We start from the raw sequence: 16,963 nt of genomic DNA, 5'->3' as shown, positions 1-16,963 counted from the left end.
CTTACTTCACTCCTTCCAGTTCTTCTACACCGTTGCCGATGCCGCACACATAGAATTCGCCGGTCAGGCCGGTTCTTGCGGTGTAAGCTTCGCCCACTTCACGGATGAAGCGTTCCACATCATCTTCATGTACCAGTGATACGGTGCAGCCGCCGAAGCCTGCTCCGGTCATCCGGGAGCCGAGTGTACCCGGAATGCGCTGTGCTTCCTCCACCATTACATCCAGTTCTTCACAGCTTACTTCGTAAAGGTCGCGAAGCGATACGTGGGAATCATTCATGAACAATCCGAACTGCTTCAAGTCATTGTTCTTCAGCACTTCTACTGAGTCAAGCACACGCTGGTTTTCTTCCACAACGTGGCGGGCCCGGCGGCGTACAGTTTCGTCAGTGATTTTGTCCTGATGAAGCTCGAACTGCTCTGGTTTCATCTCTGCCAGATACGACAGGGAAGGTACTTCCTGCTTCAGGATCGCAAGGGCTTCTTCACATTGGCTGCGGCGCTCGTTATATTTGGAGTCTACAAGACCTCTCTTTTTGTTCGTATTTCCGATTACCAGCTTGTAGGCTCCGGTTGCAAATGGAACCAGGTTGTATTCCAGTGTGTCACACATCAGGAGGATTGCATGATCACGTTTGCCGTTAGCTACTGCGAACTGGTCCATAATCCCCGAGTTTACGCCGACATACTGGTTCTCGGCACGCTGGGACAGGAGGGCAATTTCAACGGTGTCGGTATCTCCGCCCAGCAGGGACAGGAAAGCATAGCCTGTAACCACTTCTATGGAAGCAGAGGATGAAAGGCCGGAGCCGTTCGGGATTTCTCCGTGGAACAGCAGATCATATCCGCCGGAGAGCGGAAGATCCTTTTTGGCCAGCTCAACAAGGACGCCGACAGGGTAGTCTACCCATTCGCCGGTTTTTGCTTTACCGATTTCACTGCAGTCGATGGAAGCTTCGTAAGGGAAATTCGTGGAAGCGAACTTCACCTTGCTGTCGCTGCGCGGACGCACGATCAGGGTTGTTCCGAAATCCAGTGCTGCCGGGAACACATATCCGCCGTTGTAGTCCAGATGCTCACCGATCAGGTTCACACGGCCCGGAGCGTAGAATGCCCGCGCCTCCTCTGTGCTCTCTCCGTACTTCTCGATAAATTTGCTGTTAAGTTCCTGTATGCTCATTAATGCCACTCCATCCTTTCATTGTATCGCTGCGTCTTTGGAAGCTTGCTTGCGTTCTTTATGGTTACATTATAATAAAATCAGACTTGCCCTGATAATGCAATCATGTGTGTAATGTATGGATAAATGTGACTTTACGCGTTATACTTTATTCAGGCAGGACCTCAGCTTCTGAAGCCGCCGCCCTGCACGCAGGGCATTGACAGCGTTAACCCATGGAAAGGATCTGTCAGCGTGGAACATACTTATTCCGTAGGATCAAATCCCGTATACTACGAAAACCAGAATCTGCATGTGCTGTTTGCCGGCGAAAGCCAGACTCTGCCGGTCCATCAGGCCGGCCCCAAAATCTACGATTATTACCTGCTTCACTTCATTGAATCCGGCTGCGGCCTGTTCACAACCGAGCACCGTAAATATGAGCTGGGGCCGGGCGACTGCTTCCTGATCCACCCCGGGCAGCTTGTCAGCTATGTCTCAGACCGGCAGCAGCCCTGGCGTTACCGCTGGGCTGCCTTCACAGGGGCCGGTGCCGACAGCCTCGTGCTCCAGGCAGGCTTCGCGCCGCAGCAGCCGGTGCTGTCCACGGCAGAAGGGACAGTAATCCCTGCTGCGCTTGAAGGGATGATGCAGGCTTTTTACGCCAACAAGGATAGCGCCCACCTTACTTCGCTCGGCTACTTGTATCTTGTGATTGGCGAAGCAACGGAACGCCATCTCTCTGCGTCCCGGCTGCCGGGGGCAGAATCCCAGGTCAAGCGCACGGTGAAGCAGATGATTCATTATATGGCTTCCCAATATGCCCATCCGGTATCCATTGAGCAGATGTGCGCCAGCCTTGGCTACAACCGTGCCTATCTGTCACGCATTTTCAAGCAGGAGACGGGGCTCTCTCCGGTGACATACCTGCTTAAGCTGCGCATTGAGAAATCACGCCAGCTGCTGCGCGAGCGCCCTGAGCTGTCTGTTGAGCAGGTGGCTGCTTCGGTAGGACTGACTGATGCACTATACTTCTCGCGCCAGTTCAAGCGCTTCTGCGCCCAGTCCCCGACTGCCTACCGTCTGGTAACAGCCAGACACGGGGAGAAATAGCCGTGCCGTTGCCCGCCGGGTACGTTCCCTAAGCGGCTCACGGTTCATGCCACCGTTCTTATACTTGTCTGCCAGCCCTGTCTTTATGTAGAGCAACAGCCCGCCTCCTTTCAGGAAACGGGCTAAGGTTAAGCTGATTATAGATCGTTCAGGGTTACCGGTCTTACGGGAATAAAACTAGGTGCTCACTTATTAAGCTAAGCGGAAAACCGCCTGCTAATTTTGGCTTCCCCACGGGTTGGAACAATCTAGCTGGAAAAATGCCAGTTAATCATACTAATTTCGCTCTAAACGGCGGTTCAACCTAAAATAAGTGGCGCAAATCCACCTAAATACTTGGGACGAAAATGCCAGCGTCTCTGCGGTTCTTGAACAATAGCTGAACTCCGGCTGTTTCCGAATAAACGACACTCCTGCACGCTATTCAGCTTAGTGCTTCATGTAAAATTTTTATTAAGCCTGGTACCGTCAGCAGACAACGGCTCAAACCTCGCTCTCGGTCTTCAGGATCGTTTCGATCCGGTCCAGCTCCTCCTGCGAGAATTCCGGATGGGACAGGCTGGCAATGTTCTCCTCAATCTGGCTGATCCGGCTGGCACCGATCAATGCCGAGGTCACCTTGCCGTCCCGCAGGGTCCATTGCAGAGCCAGTTGCGCCAGGCTCTGGCCGCGCGTAACAGCAAGCTGGTTAAGGGCACGGATCTTACGCTGAACCTCCGGCGTTATCCCGCTCTCATTGAGTGCTGCAGAAGGGCCGGCAGCCCGTGAATCTTCAGGTATCCCGTTAAGGTACTTATTGCTCAGCAGCCCCTGGGCCAGAGGAGTAAAGGCAATGCTGCCGACCCCGTTCTCCTCCAATACCTGCTGCAGTCCGCCTTCGATCCAGCGGTCCAGCATTGAATAACGCGGCTGATGGATCAGAAGCGGCGTTCCCAGCTTGTTCAGAATCCGGATCGCCTCCACCGTCTGCTCCGCCGTATAATTCGATAATCCGATGTAGAGCGCCTTGCCCGAACGCACAGCATAGTCAAGCGCTGCCATCGTCTCTTCAAGCGGTGTCTCCGGGTCCGGGCGGTGCGAATAGAAAATATCGACATAATCAAGTCCCAGGCGCTTCAGGCTCTGGTCCAGGCTGGCAAGCATATATTTCCGCGAACCCCAGTCACCGTAAGGACCCGGCCACATATAATATCCCGCCTTGGTGGATATCACCATCTCATCACGGTAAGACGACAGCTCACGGCTCAGCACCTTGCCGAACAGCTCCTCAGCGGAGCCTGCAGGCGGGCCGTAGTTATTTGCCAGGTCAAAATGGGTAATGCCGAGATCAAACGAGCGTGTAATCATCTCCCGGCCGTTCTCGTAGGCGTCGATCCCGCCAAAGTTATGCCACAGCCCCAGCGAAACTGCCGGAAGCTTGAGGCCCGACCTCCCCGTACGGTTGTAACGCATCATTTCGTAACGTTCATCGCTAGCCACATATACCATTGCCGATCCCTGCCTCTCGCTAACCTTGATTCCTTCACTACCCTATTTTAAACCTTGTGCCGCCGTTATAATCTGTAATTGCCCCTAAGCTGTGTCACAGCTGCTCCATTATCCTTCCCATAACCTCTCCGATCCGGTCAGTAATGATCAGGTCAGCCCGGTGATCATAGGGAGTAGACTCTCCGTTCAACAGGACGGTATGGCGGCCGTTAAAATAAGTAATAAGGCTGGCAGCTGGCTGCACAGTCAGCGAAGTACCGCCGATAATCAGCAGATCGGCAGCGGCAATCGCCGCAACAGATCCTACCAGCACGTCATGATCAAGCTCCTCTTCATACAGCACTACGTCCGGCTTGATGATTCCGCCGCAATCCTTGCAGCGCGGAACACTATCTGCTGAGCCCGTAATTGCCTCTACAGGATAAAAGCGCCCGCAGCCCATGCAGTGATTGCGGTGAACTGAGCCGTGCAGCTCAAATACGGCACGGCTGCCCGCCTGCTGGTGCAGGCCGTCAATATTCTGGGTAATCACCGCCTCGAGCTTACCCTGGCCTTCAAGCTCAGCGAGCAGCCGGTGCGCGCCGTTCGGAGAAGCTTCCGGATGAAGCATTTTACTGCGGTAGAAATCAAAAAAAATGTCCGGCGAGGACATAAAAAAACGCCGGCTAAGCATTACCTCAGGCGGATACGGGGAGTTATGCTCGGACTGATACAGCCCTGCTGCAGAACGGAAATCGGGAATTCCGCTTTCGGTCGAGGTTCCGGCTCCTCCGAAAAATACAATATTGCCGCTGTTCTTAATCCAGGAAACCAGAGTCTGCACTTTATCCATAGCCAGCACACGCATCCTTTCTTTCAGCAGATATTAACCTGTAATGGCAAGCTGATGATAACCGGCGATAACCGTATCCGCATCCAGCAGATGACCGGAGCCGCCTTCCGGAGATATCCCGACGGACAGCCGCAGGCCGGCACCCTTACCGAGCTGCATATCCGCATTGCTGTCACCTATTATTACGGTATTCTCCGGCAGCACACCAAGCTCGCGGCAGGCTGTTTCGGCCATCTCCGGAGCCGGCTTGCCAAGCCTGACACGGTCTCTTGTGACTATAGTCTGAAAAAATCCGGCGATACCCATCCATTCCAGATGTTCGCCGGTTGTCCTGGATCCGTCGGAGGTCACGACGCCCAGCTTCAGCTTTGCTGCTGCACATTGCTGCAGAAACGGCAGCAGGCCCGGGAGAGGCACTGCGGTGCGCCGTGAACGCACCCCGTTCATCGCCTCTTTGACAATATTATTTATAAGGGTTACAGCTTCGTTCCAGGGTACCCCGGCATCGTACAGATGCCAGGCCAGAATACCGGTGGTCTCTTCAGCAGTCGCCATAGCCAGCGGACCGGCAGGGTCATAGCCGGTCATCCGGCCGTCAGCGCCGTGCCGGGTCCCGAGCACACGGGACAGATCAGCCGGGCGGCTGCCGCTTATGAGCGCCAGCTGATTATCCAGCCCCTCCAGCACCAGCTCAGCCCACACTCCCCAGGTTGCGAGCAGATCAAGCAAGGTGCCGTCCTTATCGAATAGTATACACTGGCAAGGTACAGCCAGATTGTTAACATGCAGTAGCGGCATCACCCGCCTCCTCTCAGCTGCCTATGGGAATCAGCGCAGGTTGCCCAGCCAATCCAGCATGGCCCGCGCAGTGCGGGTCTGCTGCTCCTCTTCGGTAATCGCTGCCTCTCCGTCGCCCTTCTGCGGCCCGTAGCTGCCAAACTGGGCGTGATTGCCTCCGGTAATGGAGAAATAGACAGTATTACCGGGCAGATAGCTGCGGCCTTCACTGTAATTGTCCCTGTTGACCACTGTATCCGCTGTTCCGAGTACCGATAAGACAGACAGCGTCGTGTCCTTCAGACTGCCCTTTTCATCAGGATAAGAGGCCAGAAAAAAGACACCCTCAAGCTGTTCCTCATGCCCGGCTGCATAACGCGAAGCCATAACACCGCCAAGCGAGTGGCCGCCCAGCACAAAGGACTGCTCAGGATGCTCACGGATGATATCCTCCGCTGCATCCCCCTTGATCACAGCCAGATTGAACGGCATTTTGGCTATGTAGAACGGATGCCCTGCAGCGGCAAGCCTTTTGGCCAGAGGCGCGTAGGCCTCCGCTTCTACCAGCGCGCCGGGGTAAAAAATAACGGCAGTCCCGCTTATGACCGCAGGTTCAAAGGAAATCCAGCCGTCCGTCTGCTCCACAGTGATTCCACCGGCTGAGAGCAGCGCTGTTTCGGCATTGTGCGCCGGCGCATACGGCGTCAGATACCTCCACAGCAGAAGACCTGCAATAACCAGAAACACCGCAAGTGCCAGGAGAATTCTGCGTCTTTTTATCGTTTTGTTCAATTAGATTCACTCCCGAATACTGCATACGAAAATTATAGTGGAATCACTGAAATCAAACAACCTTCAACATATCGCCACAAATAACCGCTCTGATAGCGCTTTCTGTTGTGATTGAATTCACAATAATTCAAGACAAAATCATGTATTTTAAAATTAAGTTAAAATTTTTGCATAGTGCAACTTTGGGGGTTAGGTCATGGTAAGGGAAAGCACGCTGGAGTCGCGCGGAGAAGCCTTTTTTCTTAACCTGCGCTTTATGCTTATCGTCACTGTATTTGCCGGCAATGCGATCGAGCCTCTAATCAGCCGTATGGACGGCCTGCACGGGCTTTATATGTGGATTTTCAGCTTTCATATGCCGCTGTTTGTGCTGGTAACCGGTTATTTCGCCAAAAAAACCCTTGCCGGCGGTGCAGGACGAAAAGTACTCCTGCAAATCGGTATGCAATACCTGATCTTCCAAACCCTGTATTCAGCAATGGACGCTTCCCTTTTCCAAGTAGACGGCATTCATCATTCCGTATTCGCACCTTATCTGCTCCTTTGGTTTCTGGCCAGCCATGCCTGCTGGCGCCTGCTGATGCTGGGAATGGGCAAATGGTCTGCTGCCGCGCAGATTGCCTTTGCTGTAACAGCCGGTGTAGCGGTAGGCTATCTTCAGGTGGACGGCGTCTGGTTCAGCATCAGCCGCACCTTTGTCTATCTGCCTTATTTCGTAATCGGCTATCACTTCTCTTTCGGCGCATTTACCAGGATATACCGTAAATATGTTAAGGCTGCTGCCGCCGCTGCCTCCCTGGTGCTCCTGGCCGTTCTAATCCTGCTAAGCCCCGAGCTGCCGCTTGGGTGGCTGTACGGCAATATGACTTATATGCAGCTTGGCGCTGCAGAATGGTATGCAGGTGTCTACCGGCTGGCGCTGTACGCTGTGCAGATTGCAGCATCCCTGGCCTTTCTCGGACTCGTGCCTTACGGTATGAGCCGGATGACCGACTGGGGCCGCCGCACGCTGTATGTATTCCTGCTCCACGGCTTTGTTGTCCGGCTGGCTGCGGTCTCAGGAATCTACAGCTATATCGGCAATGCTGCCGGAGCCGTTCTGCTGCTGCTCGCAGCCGTGCTCTGCACTGTGCTGCTGGCCCGGCCGGCCGTCAAGCGCTGGCTGCACCCGCTGGTTGAACCTCCAGTGGACTGGATGATTACCCTGCAGCGCGCCGCACTTCGCCGCACGCCCTAAAAGGCACCACATTCCCTGCAACTATAAACGCCTGGCTCCTTAAGCGGTTATCCGCTGACCGGGAGCCGGGCGTTTATGCGTTAATCAGAGCTTCAGACAATTCATTTCGGGCTGCGTATAACTTATCTTCATTATAATGTTCTGTCCGTAATCCCCGAATCACTTTGGATTATCAATAACCGATTGCATCCAGATCACAGCCTGATCGGCATAACCCGACAAACTTCACACTGCCCGGTAGAAAAAGCAGGCCTTTTATGATAGACTCACTAATAACAATGGCTGGCTGCCTGCTTCGGGAGGCTGGTTAGACCCTGTTAAATACGGCATTGTTTTTTATAGAAACGGCTCCGCCCTCCTTCTGCATGAAGCTGGACCCCGTTCTTTCTATAAACCGCAGATGCGCATCTTTCGGGATTGCAATGCGTTAATGCGACACTATATCCGTTCAACAAATTTCGGGAGGGAATGTAATTATGGCAGCCAAGAAAATGCGTTCAGACATGATTAAAAAAGGCTTCGACCGGGCCCCGCACCGCAGTCTCCTGCGTGCCGCCGGCGTAAAAGAAGAGGATTTCGGCAAACCGTTTATTGCGGTCTGCAACTCCTACATCGACATCGTACCTGGACACGTACATCTTCAGGAGTTCGGCAAAATCGTTAAGGATGCCATCCGGGAAGCCGGCGGCGTTCCTTTTGAATTCAATACGATCGGCGTTGACGACGGAATCGCGATGGGCCACATCGGTATGCGCTATTCGCTGCCAAGCCGCGAGATCATCGCCGATGCACTGGAAACGGTTGTTTCCGCGCACTGGTTCGACGGCATGGTCTGCATTCCCAACTGTGATAAAATCACCCCGGGCATGATGATGGGCGCCCTGCGCGTCAACATCCCGACTATCTTTGTCAGCGGCGGGCCGATGAAGGCCGGCGTAGACAGCAAGGGCAATAAGCTCTCGCTTACTTCTGTATTCGAAGGCGTTGGCGCACATCAGGTCGGTAAAATCAACGATGCTGAGCTGCTGGAGCTTGAGCAATTCGGTTGTCCTACCTGCGGCTCCTGCTCGGGTATGTTCACAGCCAACTCCATGAACTGCCTGGCTGAGGCCATGGGCCTTGCCCTTCCGGGTAACGGCACAATCCTCGCAGTAGCTGAAGAACGCAGAGACTTTGTCCGCAGATCAGCGACCCAGCTGATGGAGCTGATCAAGCTTGATCTGAAGCCGCGTGATATCGTAACCCAGGAGTCACTGGACAACGCCTTCGCACTCGATATGGCGATGGGCGGCTCGACAAACACCGTGCTTCATACATTGGCTTTGGCTCAAGAAGCTGAAATTGATTATCCGCTGGAACGCATCAATGAAGTGGCTAACCGCGTACCTTATCTGGCCAAGCTGGCACCTGCCTCCGACATCTTCATCGAAGACGTTGACCGGGCTGGCGGCGTAAGCGCCGTGCTGAACGAGCTGCTCAAGAAGCCGGGAGCCATCTTCGGTGACTGTATGACCGTTACCGGCAAAACACTGGCCGAGAATGTCCGCGGCCACGAGATTCAGGATACCAGCGTTATTCATAAGCTGGAGAATCCTTACTCCGAGGTAGGCGGCCTGGCTGTCCTGTACGGCAATCTGGCACCGGAAGGCTCCATCATCAAGGTTGGTGCAGTTGACGCTTCTGTCGGCGGCTACCACAAAGGACCGGCAATCTGCTTCGACTCCCAGGAAACTGCGCTGGAAGGCATTGCAAACGGCAAGGTTAAAGAAGGCCATGTCGTAGTTATCCGTTATGAAGGTCCTAAGGGCGGTCCGGGCATGCCGGAAATGCTCGCCCCTACTTCCCAGATCGTCGGTATGGGCCTTGGCGCCAAAGTCGGCCTGATCACGGACGGACGTTTCTCCGGCGCATCCCGCGGGATCAGCATCGGCCACATCTCACCGGAAGCTGCAGAAGGCGGCCCGATTGCGTTCGTTGAAGACGGCGATATCATCGAGCTGGATCTGATCAACCGTAAGATTGAGCTGCTGGTCGATGAAGAGACACTGGCTACCCGCCGCACAGGCTGGAAAGGCTTTGAGCCAAAGGTCAAAAAAGGCTACCTGGCCCGTTATTCCGCACTCGTTACCAATGCAAGCAAGGGCGGCGTGCTGAAGATTTAATAATTGTTGTGTGCAGGTCCCGGACGTTAATGCGTCCGGGACTTTTTTTATGTGCGGGCCTTTGCTTCATACGCGTCCGTGGCTCTTTTAGCTGAAGTGAAAGACTAATGCAGGCGTTTACAGGTATAGGCTCTGCCAGATGAATAACTGCAATTTGTACAATTAAAAGGCCTGTTTTTCCCGGGATTGCAAAGATAGCTGTATTCTGTACAACGACGTTTCTGGATAGACGAAAATGAAAATACGGCAGCATTGCGGATAACCAAAAAAGGACAGGGGCTCAAAAGCCCCTGTCCTATCCTGCTCAAGTTATAACAATATTAATTGCCTGATAATTAGTATATCTAACCGATTGCCAAGCAGATTATATCCGCTTAGCCGACAAATAACGAAACCATAAGGACAATCAGATTAATGAACAGCCGTCGCTCCCGGAAGCTCCGGTTCCAGAGCCATTTCCTCTTCGCGCACCCGCTCCCGCACCTTAACCTGCTTCTGCGGCCGCTGCTGGTTCATCTGGTCAAGCAGCTGGGATACCGGCATCAGTATCATTTTGGGCACCAGCACCTCACTCCGTTCTTTGAGACGTGCGCCGCCGGCCGGGTGTATCACGCTGAGCAGTATACTCAGATAAAACTTGGTTGACCGGGCAAACCATCCGTCCGGCAGATCCAGCACCATGAAGCCGAACTTCTCAGGCCCGCGGTTCAGCATGCTTACCCCGTATAACGCTTTGGCTTCTGCCAGTTCCACGTCTGCGGCAATCCGCTCCGCCAGGACCGGCAGGTCCTTTTGCATACGGCGGATCATCCGGATGGCGAGCTGTGCAGAAGAACGGGCGTGCACACCGAGCTCGAACAGCTGCCTGTTGTCGATATGCAGCTCGATAATCTGGTCGCCTTTAACCAGCCGCTCGCCGTTCTCCATCTGTACCGGCTCCCCCTGGTACTTGCGCAGCCGGTAATGCAGGAACGGGTCAGCGGGAGCGATCGTCTTGATCCGGAACATGAACTGGAAGCATTGTTCCCAGATCAGCCACAGTCCGACGAGCAGCCGTTTGCCGAAGGATAACCGCATGATCGGAGAGGCTTGCACCTGTTTGATCATATCGTCGATCCGAATGCTGCGCAGCCCGCGGCTGTCCGCCTCCTGCAGCATGCGCTCCAAGGCAATCAGCATATGCTCCGGCGCATTGGGATCAGCACCCAGCGTTGTACCGCAATCATGCAGCAGCATGACTTCACCCGGGCCGAGCTTGCTCATCAGCTTGCCGGTCAGACGCTCAGCACCCAGCTTTTCCTTCCAGTCGCCGAACATCGCAGACCACAGAACGATCTGTACCTGACGGCGCTTCGAGAAGTCAAACAGATTGACGATACCCCACGGCGGACGGTAATACGTGCTGCGCACACCGGTAATACTGTAAATAATGTCATCTGTGCGCTTAATCTGCTGCTTCACGGTGGCGGGCCGCATCAGCCAGTTGGTTTTGTGCACATAATTATGGATGCCGATGAGATGGCCCTCATCATGGATACGCTTAATAATCTCCGGATTCTGCTCGGCGTGTGAGCCGACGACAAAAAAGGTCGCCTTGGCATCATATCGTTTCAAAAGATCCAGCAGCAGCGGTGTATAGCGCGGGTCTGGACCGTCGTCAAAGGTCAAGGCAAATTCACTGCGCCCGATGCCTTTGCGGAAGACGCGGTAGCCGAATATTCTGCTGATCATTCCGGGAATGAAAGCATAAAAGGTAGAAATGTAAAATAACCAGAGCAGCAAAGTCTGCATGTATATTCCCCGCTTTTCCAGAGTTGACTTTGGCTCGTTTTACAGGTACGGCCAAGTAGAAGAACAGTTAGATGTCTCATCATTTTTCCGGCGGACAGATTCCGCAAAAAAAAAACATTACCCCCTATTTTAACACAGGTCATAAAGAAAAAGACGCATTAATATTAAAATCGTGTACAATGAATGGAAGCTAAATTTGTCAATTTCTCTAAAAAGAAACCAAGAACATACTCAAACGTAAAATCAACTAAATTCAATTTGACGTTATTAAAAAGGAGTCGTGTTAATCTATGCTGCCGCTGTACAAAAAATATTGGCGAACATTTTTCGATATCGGGCTGGTCGTACTGACAGTGTATCTGGTTATGCTTGCATTCAGCAAGCTCTATCAGCTCGCCGCACCTGTATTCCTCTCTTTTTTCGTCTTCCTGCTGATTGAGCCGCTGGCCCGCTTCCTTAACCGCAAAGGCCTCGGCAAGCCCTTCGCCTCAGCCATCTCGGTGCTGCTCTTCCTGGTCATTCTGCTCGGCATTCTGTTTGGCGCCGGCCTGCTTATCGCTACACAAGCAATGCAGTTCCAGGAAAGCCTGCCAAAATATACGGCTATTGTCCAGGAGCATTTTGCCGAAGCCACTACATATCTCCAACAGCAGATTGATGCGCTGCCGGCCGATCTGACTGACAAAATCAACGGCTATTTTACCGATGCCACCAACGTACTCTCAGGCTGGCTGGTCATTTTCTTTAAATATATGATTGGAGCGCTTGGTTCCTTCTCTTCCTTTATGGGGAATTTCGGAATTGCCATTATTCTCGCCTTTTTCCTCAGCATGGAGATCAAGGACTGGCGCAAAATTGCCCATGATAAAATGCCCAAGACATTCAAAACCGCTTACGCTTTTGTCCAGGGCAATGTATTTAAGGCTATCGGGTCCTACCTAAAGGCACAGCTGATTCTAATTGGCATCACCTTTGTAATTGTACTGGCCGGCCTGCTCATTCTTGGAACCGGCAATGTATTAACGCTGGCGCTGGTATGTGCCGTATTTGATATACTGCCGCTGCTCGGTGTATCGACCATTCTGATTCCCTGGATCATCTACCTGTTCATCGTCGGCAACACCTCACTTGCAATCGGGCTTATTGTGCTGCTCGCTGTGGTGCTGATTGTACGTCAGCTGCTGGAGCCGAAGATTACCGGCAATTCGATCGGCGTTTCCTCTGCTTTTCTGATGCTGTCGTTCGTCATCTTCTCGATGTCCGCCTTTGGTGTCGCCGGACTGATTCTGTCGCCGATTCTGCTTATTCTAATCAAAGAGCTTATTCAGCAGGGTTATCTGCAGCGCTGGATTTACCTGCCGCAGGAGGAATTCATTGTGTCACCGTTTGCCGCTTCTGAGCCTTCAACTGCCGGAGGCACGAAATCCGGCGATCCTGCAGCTGAACCTCCGGCCCCGGATCAGGCTCCGGATGAGCCTGACAGCAAATCAAAGATCTGACCGAACAGGCGGGTTGCGGCATGCTGACTGCCTGGAGCTACATTCTCTACGGCAACGGATACGGCATACCGGGGATGATCTGCCGGACCATAGCCGATAAACCACTGGTTGTTGCGTGGTATCCCCTTCACCAGAGTCTGGGCTGTACCTGACTTGCCTGCCACCGGCCAATGCGCAGTGCGCAGGCGGCTGCCGGTTCCTTCAGTTACTACCAGCCGCATCCAGGACAGCAGTGTCTGTGCTGTCTGTCTGGAGACGGCGCCGGCGGCAGCCGGCGCCAGGTGCGCGGGCAGCTCCTGCAGCGTCTGCCCGTTCCGGAAGGCGACGCGCTGCAGAATGCGCGGCGCCCGCACTTCCCCGCCATGCAGCAGCGTTACAACCAGATTTGCCGCCTGCAGCGGCGTCATGGTTACATCCCGCTGGCCAATGGCGGTCTGCACCCTGGCCCCGGCGTCGTCGGGAACCAGGGTGCTGAAGATCCGGCCCGGCTGCTCGCCAGCCAGCGGCCGGAGCACCGGCTGGCCCAGCGTATCCGCGGCCTGCCAGCCGATGTCTCTGCCCAGGCCGAGCGCAAGCGCTGCGGCCTGGAGCTGGGCGCCGCTGAGCCGCTCGGCCAGCGAAGCGAATACGGTGTTACAGGACACGGCGAACCCTTGCGCCAGCGTGAGGGAGCCGTGTTCTTTGCCGTGCGGGCAGGACAGGTGATACCTGCCGAATTGGCCGGAGCAGAAGAACCGTTCCTCCGGTGAGGTTACGCCGGCTTCAAGCGCTGCGGCAGCCGTTACAATCTTAAAGACCGAGCCGGGAACCGCCGCCTGCAGCGCCCGGTTATTCCACTCGCCGCCTTCAGGCGAGATGCGGTCCGGATCATATAAAGGCAGAGATACCATTGCCTCAATGTCACCAGACCGGGAATCCAGAACAACTACAGCCCCTTCCTTCACTCCAGCTTCCACCGCCAGCTGTTCTATCCCCTCCTGCAGCTTTTTGTCAATCGTAGTGTAGACCGATAGCGGATAATAAGGATTGCCCGGCGCTTTTACCTTGAGCGGGCTGCCGGGCAGGCGGTTGCCGCGGGCATCGACCTGCACATACACCTCGGTATGTCCCACTCCCTGCAGCAGCGGCTCCAGCGTCTTCTCAAGCCCGTCCATGCCGGCAAGCGGAACCCGCAGCCCGGTGGGCGACTGCTTCGCGGCTGCCGGTGCCAGCTCCGACAAATAGCCCAGCCACTGGCGTCCTGTCGCCGCTTCGTCATATCTGCGGACATACGGCAGTACGCGTACACCGCTGACCGCAAGCGCCTCCACCTGCTCCGCCTGCTCGGAAGTTAAGGCCATGGGGCTCCTGCCACCTGCCAAAGGCCAGAGCAACGGCTCTTTCAGCCCGCTGATCCGGCTCTTAAGCTCGCCGTATGACACTCCAAGGACAGCAGCAAGCTGCTTCAGCTTGCTGCTGTCTCCTGCCGCCGATGTCTCCTCCTGCGGAAAAAAAGCCGCTGTCCATACCGTCTCTCCGGCCAGCGGTCTCCCGCTGCGGTCATAGAGCCTCCCCCGCCCGCTATCGAGTACCGTTTCCCGTTCGCTTTGAATTTCCGCCATCTGTGCCATAGTATATGCCGCTCCCGGAACAGCCCGGTGCTTCAGCACAAGCTGCACCCAGGCCAACCTGACTACAAGAACTCCAATAAGAGCCGACAGTATTAGCAGGCTCCAGACAATACGCTTATTAAGGTGCTTGTGCAATGTTATTCCCCCTGCTGCTGCCTGTACATCAACGGTTCAGGCCTTGTGGCTTTTATTATGCCCACCTTCCCGGTAAATACCAAAAATTCGTCAGCGGTATACAAAATAATCCTGAAAACCACAAAAAAACCGTACCCTTCTAAAGAAGAGTACGGCAGAACAGCCACAATAGCACTATATACTTTGTATTCTACACACTGAACCTGGCCAGCCGTTCCCTGAGCTTCAAGGATGCATTCTCCAGCTTGCCGGACAGCTCGACCAGATAATCGCTCACATTCTGCTGTTCACCGCTGAGCGAGGCCACCTCCTCAGACGCTGCCGAAGATTCTTCGGCAAAGGAGCTGACATTGCCGATCGTCTCCGACAGCCCTTTTTGCGACTGGCTTAATCCGGCGATGGAATCCGATACGGAATCCAGCCTGGCAATGAACTGGTTCATCCGCTCCTGCACAGATACGAAAATTTCACTGGTATCCTGCACAGAAGCCATCTGCTCCGAGAATAGCGGCGCCACTTGAGATAAAGCGTTCACAGTATCGTTGATATCCTGCATAATAGTCTCGGTAATCTCTGCGACCACGGCAATGGAACGCTTGGACTGGTCGGCAAGCTGGCGGATCTCATCAGCCACCACCATGAAGCCGCTGCCGGCCTCGCCTGCCCGTGCAGCCTCGATCGTGGCATTCAGTGAGAGGATATTGGTCTGCTGCGTAATGTTTTGCATGACATCCAGCACCTTAATGACTGAGGATGCTGTCTCCTTCAGCTCGTTCACCTTTTGAACCAAGGTGCCTGTCATTACACCTGTGTTCCCCGTTCTGACCAGCAGCTCCTGCAGCTTCGCAACCCCCTCCTGGCTGGATTGCCCGACACGGTGTGCGGTGCTGCTCATCTCCTGTGCTGCAGCGATAACCCGGGCCGTCTGGCCGGATATTCTCTCCGTCATTTCATTGCCGCGGTCGGCCTCCAGCGCCAGACTGCCTGCTCCGCCGGCAATCTCTTCTGTCGCAGAAGCGATATCCTTCGCAGCCATTGCTGTCTTGCGGGACGCATGTCCCAGTGCATCCGCCGTTCCAAGCACTTCAAGCGCTGTCTCATTGGTGTGTATCACCAGCTCGTTAATCCGCTCCATCATCATATTAAATGAGCCGGATAACTGCCCAATCTCGTCACGGGACTTCACTTGGGTACGTACCCTGAGGTCTCCCTCGGCTCCCTGAAACATTAATGTCTTTAGCCGGTTCAGCGGACCTGAGACCATTCTTACCATCCAGAAGCCGATCAGCACTGCGATAACCGCAGCTGCTGCAACGGCAATATACGTGGTATTCAGAATTAGCCCGGCATCCTTGATCAGATTGTCCGAAGGGACAACGCCGAGCACTCTCCAACCCGAGCTTGCCAGCGTACCGTATACCGCCAGAATTGATTTTCCCTGTTCATCACGGGTTGGCAGTGAGCCGGAATCCTTGTTCAGTCCATTAAAAAGTGTTCCGCCCAGACGCAGATAGGAATCCGCTTCCTGGTGCTGCGAGGTGGCGATCAGCTCATCCTTGTCTGTCAGCAGCTGGATATAAGAATCCATTCCAAGACTGACCTTGCTTAGCTGGCTTTCAATTTCAGCAGGCTTGATATCGCAGACAGCAATATAGCCTGCGCTGCCGCCGGAAGCTTCTGCCGATTTGGCAAAATGAAATACTCCTGAGTTCTCTCCCTGCTTGAGTCCCTGCGTGATCCAGAGACTCTGAGGCTGTTTCTGCAGCTGACTGAACCAGCCGTTTTGTTTCATCCCTTCTATAAAAGCGCTGTCTGCCTTACCAGATGCCAATACCGGAAGACTATCCTCCAGCGGCACCAGATATACAGCCTGCATATTTCCCGCCGCTTCAAGCCAGGCATCCAGCTCCGCTTGAATCGAGGCAGCCGCTGCTGCCTTAGCCTCCGTCTCTGCACCGGACGCTGTGCCGGACAGGACGGCCTGCCTGATCGTTTTGTTGTAGAACAGCTCACCCAGCCTATCCTCAAAGCGCAGCAGGATCACATCCAGCTTCTCCGCTGTCTGCTGCACCGTCTGTTCATTCGCCGTCAGGGCGTTAGTCTCAATCGTATGTTTGGCTACAGAATACGAAGTATAGCCGAGTGACAGAACAATCCCCATTGTCGTGATAAAAAACAAAAGAAATAACCGCATCCCCAGCGACTTAGAAGGATTCAGCCACGCCGGTCCGCTGCCGACTTTTCTTAATTTGCTCACAAAAAACCACCGCCAAATCTTCATTATTGTTGCACACAGCCGCCATTAATCATAAACGAAAAGGACTGCAGATGCTGTGATATTGTTGTATCCGGTGATAGCCGCTGAGGA

12 protein-coding genes are annotated in these 16,963 nt (G+C 54.2%); 4 read left to right on the top strand and 8 right to left on the bottom strand.

Annotated elements, in window-relative coordinates:
* Position 1 precedes the first annotated feature (1 nt).
* Positions 2-1,180, bottom strand: coding sequence for a galactokinase (locus tag BN3772_RS20970; RefSeq protein WP_042201979.1), 1,179 nt, complete (start codon positions 1,178-1,180; stop codon positions 2-4).
* A gap of 234 nt (positions 1,181-1,414) precedes the next feature.
* Between BN3772_RS20970 and BN3772_RS20965 the strand changes: the two genes are divergently transcribed.
* Positions 1,415-2,272 (top strand): AraC family transcriptional regulator, encoded by an 858-nt coding sequence (locus BN3772_RS20965; protein WP_042201978.1) that lies wholly within the window; start codon positions 1,415-1,417, stop codon positions 2,270-2,272.
* A gap of 483 nt (positions 2,273-2,755) precedes the next feature.
* On the opposite strand, the gene mgrA is transcribed toward BN3772_RS20965, so the two are convergent.
* The 4 genes from mgrA to BN3772_RS20945 all read right to left on the bottom strand — a co-directional run bounded on the left by mgrA (position 2,756) and on the right by BN3772_RS20945 (position 6,161).
* A complete protein-coding gene (mgrA, locus tag BN3772_RS20960) occupies positions 2,756-3,760 on the bottom strand; it encodes an L-glyceraldehyde 3-phosphate reductase (RefSeq protein WP_042201977.1) in 1,005 nt (334 codons plus the stop codon).
* Between the two features lie 94 nt (positions 3,761-3,854).
* Positions 3,855-4,592 carry an NAD-dependent protein deacylase gene (locus tag BN3772_RS20955; RefSeq protein ID WP_042201975.1) on the bottom strand — a complete coding sequence of 246 codons (738 nt, stop codon included), beginning with the start codon at positions 4,590-4,592 and terminating at the stop codon, positions 3,855-3,857.
* 33 nt (positions 4,593-4,625) lie between these two features.
* A complete protein-coding gene (locus BN3772_RS20950) occupies positions 4,626-5,390 on the bottom strand; it encodes an HAD family hydrolase (protein ID WP_042201974.1) in 765 nt (254 codons plus the stop codon).
* Between the two features lie 30 nt (positions 5,391-5,420).
* Positions 5,421-6,161: an alpha/beta hydrolase gene (locus BN3772_RS20945; protein ID WP_042201972.1), complete on the bottom strand. Its 741-nt coding sequence runs from the start codon at positions 6,159-6,161 to the stop codon at positions 5,421-5,423.
* 196 nt (positions 6,162-6,357) lie between these two features.
* On the opposite strand from BN3772_RS20945, the gene BN3772_RS20940 reads away from it, so the two are divergent.
* Positions 6,358-7,398: an acyltransferase family protein gene (locus BN3772_RS20940; RefSeq protein ID WP_042201970.1), complete on the top strand. Its 1,041-nt coding sequence runs from the start codon at positions 6,358-6,360 to the stop codon at positions 7,396-7,398.
* 476 nt (positions 7,399-7,874) lie between these two features.
* A complete protein-coding gene (ilvD, locus tag BN3772_RS20935; protein ID WP_042201969.1) occupies positions 7,875-9,560 on the top strand; it encodes a dihydroxy-acid dehydratase in 1,686 nt (561 codons plus the stop codon).
* A gap of 411 nt (positions 9,561-9,971) precedes the next feature.
* Here the strand turns inward: ilvD and BN3772_RS20930 are convergent, their stop codons facing one another.
* Complete coding sequence (locus tag BN3772_RS20930; RefSeq protein WP_042201968.1) at positions 9,972-11,351, bottom strand: polysaccharide deacetylase family protein; 1,380 nt, start codon at positions 11,349-11,351, stop codon at positions 9,972-9,974.
* A 290-nt stretch (positions 11,352-11,641) separates the two neighbouring features.
* Here BN3772_RS20930 and BN3772_RS20925 point away from each other — a divergent pair, with 290 nt between their 5' ends.
* Positions 11,642-12,850, top strand: coding sequence for an AI-2E family transporter (locus tag BN3772_RS20925; RefSeq protein WP_042201966.1), 1,209 nt, complete (start codon positions 11,642-11,644; stop codon positions 12,848-12,850).
* Here the strand turns inward: BN3772_RS20925 and BN3772_RS20920 are convergent.
* Entirely contained in the window at positions 12,811-14,595 is a 1,785-nt protein-coding gene (locus BN3772_RS20920) for a peptidoglycan D,D-transpeptidase FtsI family protein (RefSeq protein ID WP_042201965.1), read from the bottom strand. The genes BN3772_RS20925 and BN3772_RS20920 overlap by 40 nt on opposite strands.
* A 190-nt stretch (positions 14,596-14,785) precedes the next feature.
* The gene (locus tag BN3772_RS20915; RefSeq protein ID WP_052380625.1) at positions 14,786-16,852 is read right to left on the bottom strand and encodes a methyl-accepting chemotaxis protein; all 2,067 of its coding nucleotides are present in this window, start codon (positions 16,850-16,852) and stop codon (positions 14,786-14,788) included.
* Between the last annotated feature and the right edge of the window lie 111 nt (positions 16,853-16,963).

The sequence above is a fragment of the Paenibacillus camerounensis genome (assembly GCF_000723885.1).
Taxonomy (GTDB): Bacteria; Bacillota; Bacilli; order Paenibacillales; family Paenibacillaceae; genus Paenibacillus_AQ; species Paenibacillus_AQ camerounensis.
This window is presented reverse-complemented; position numbering and strand designations above follow the sequence as displayed.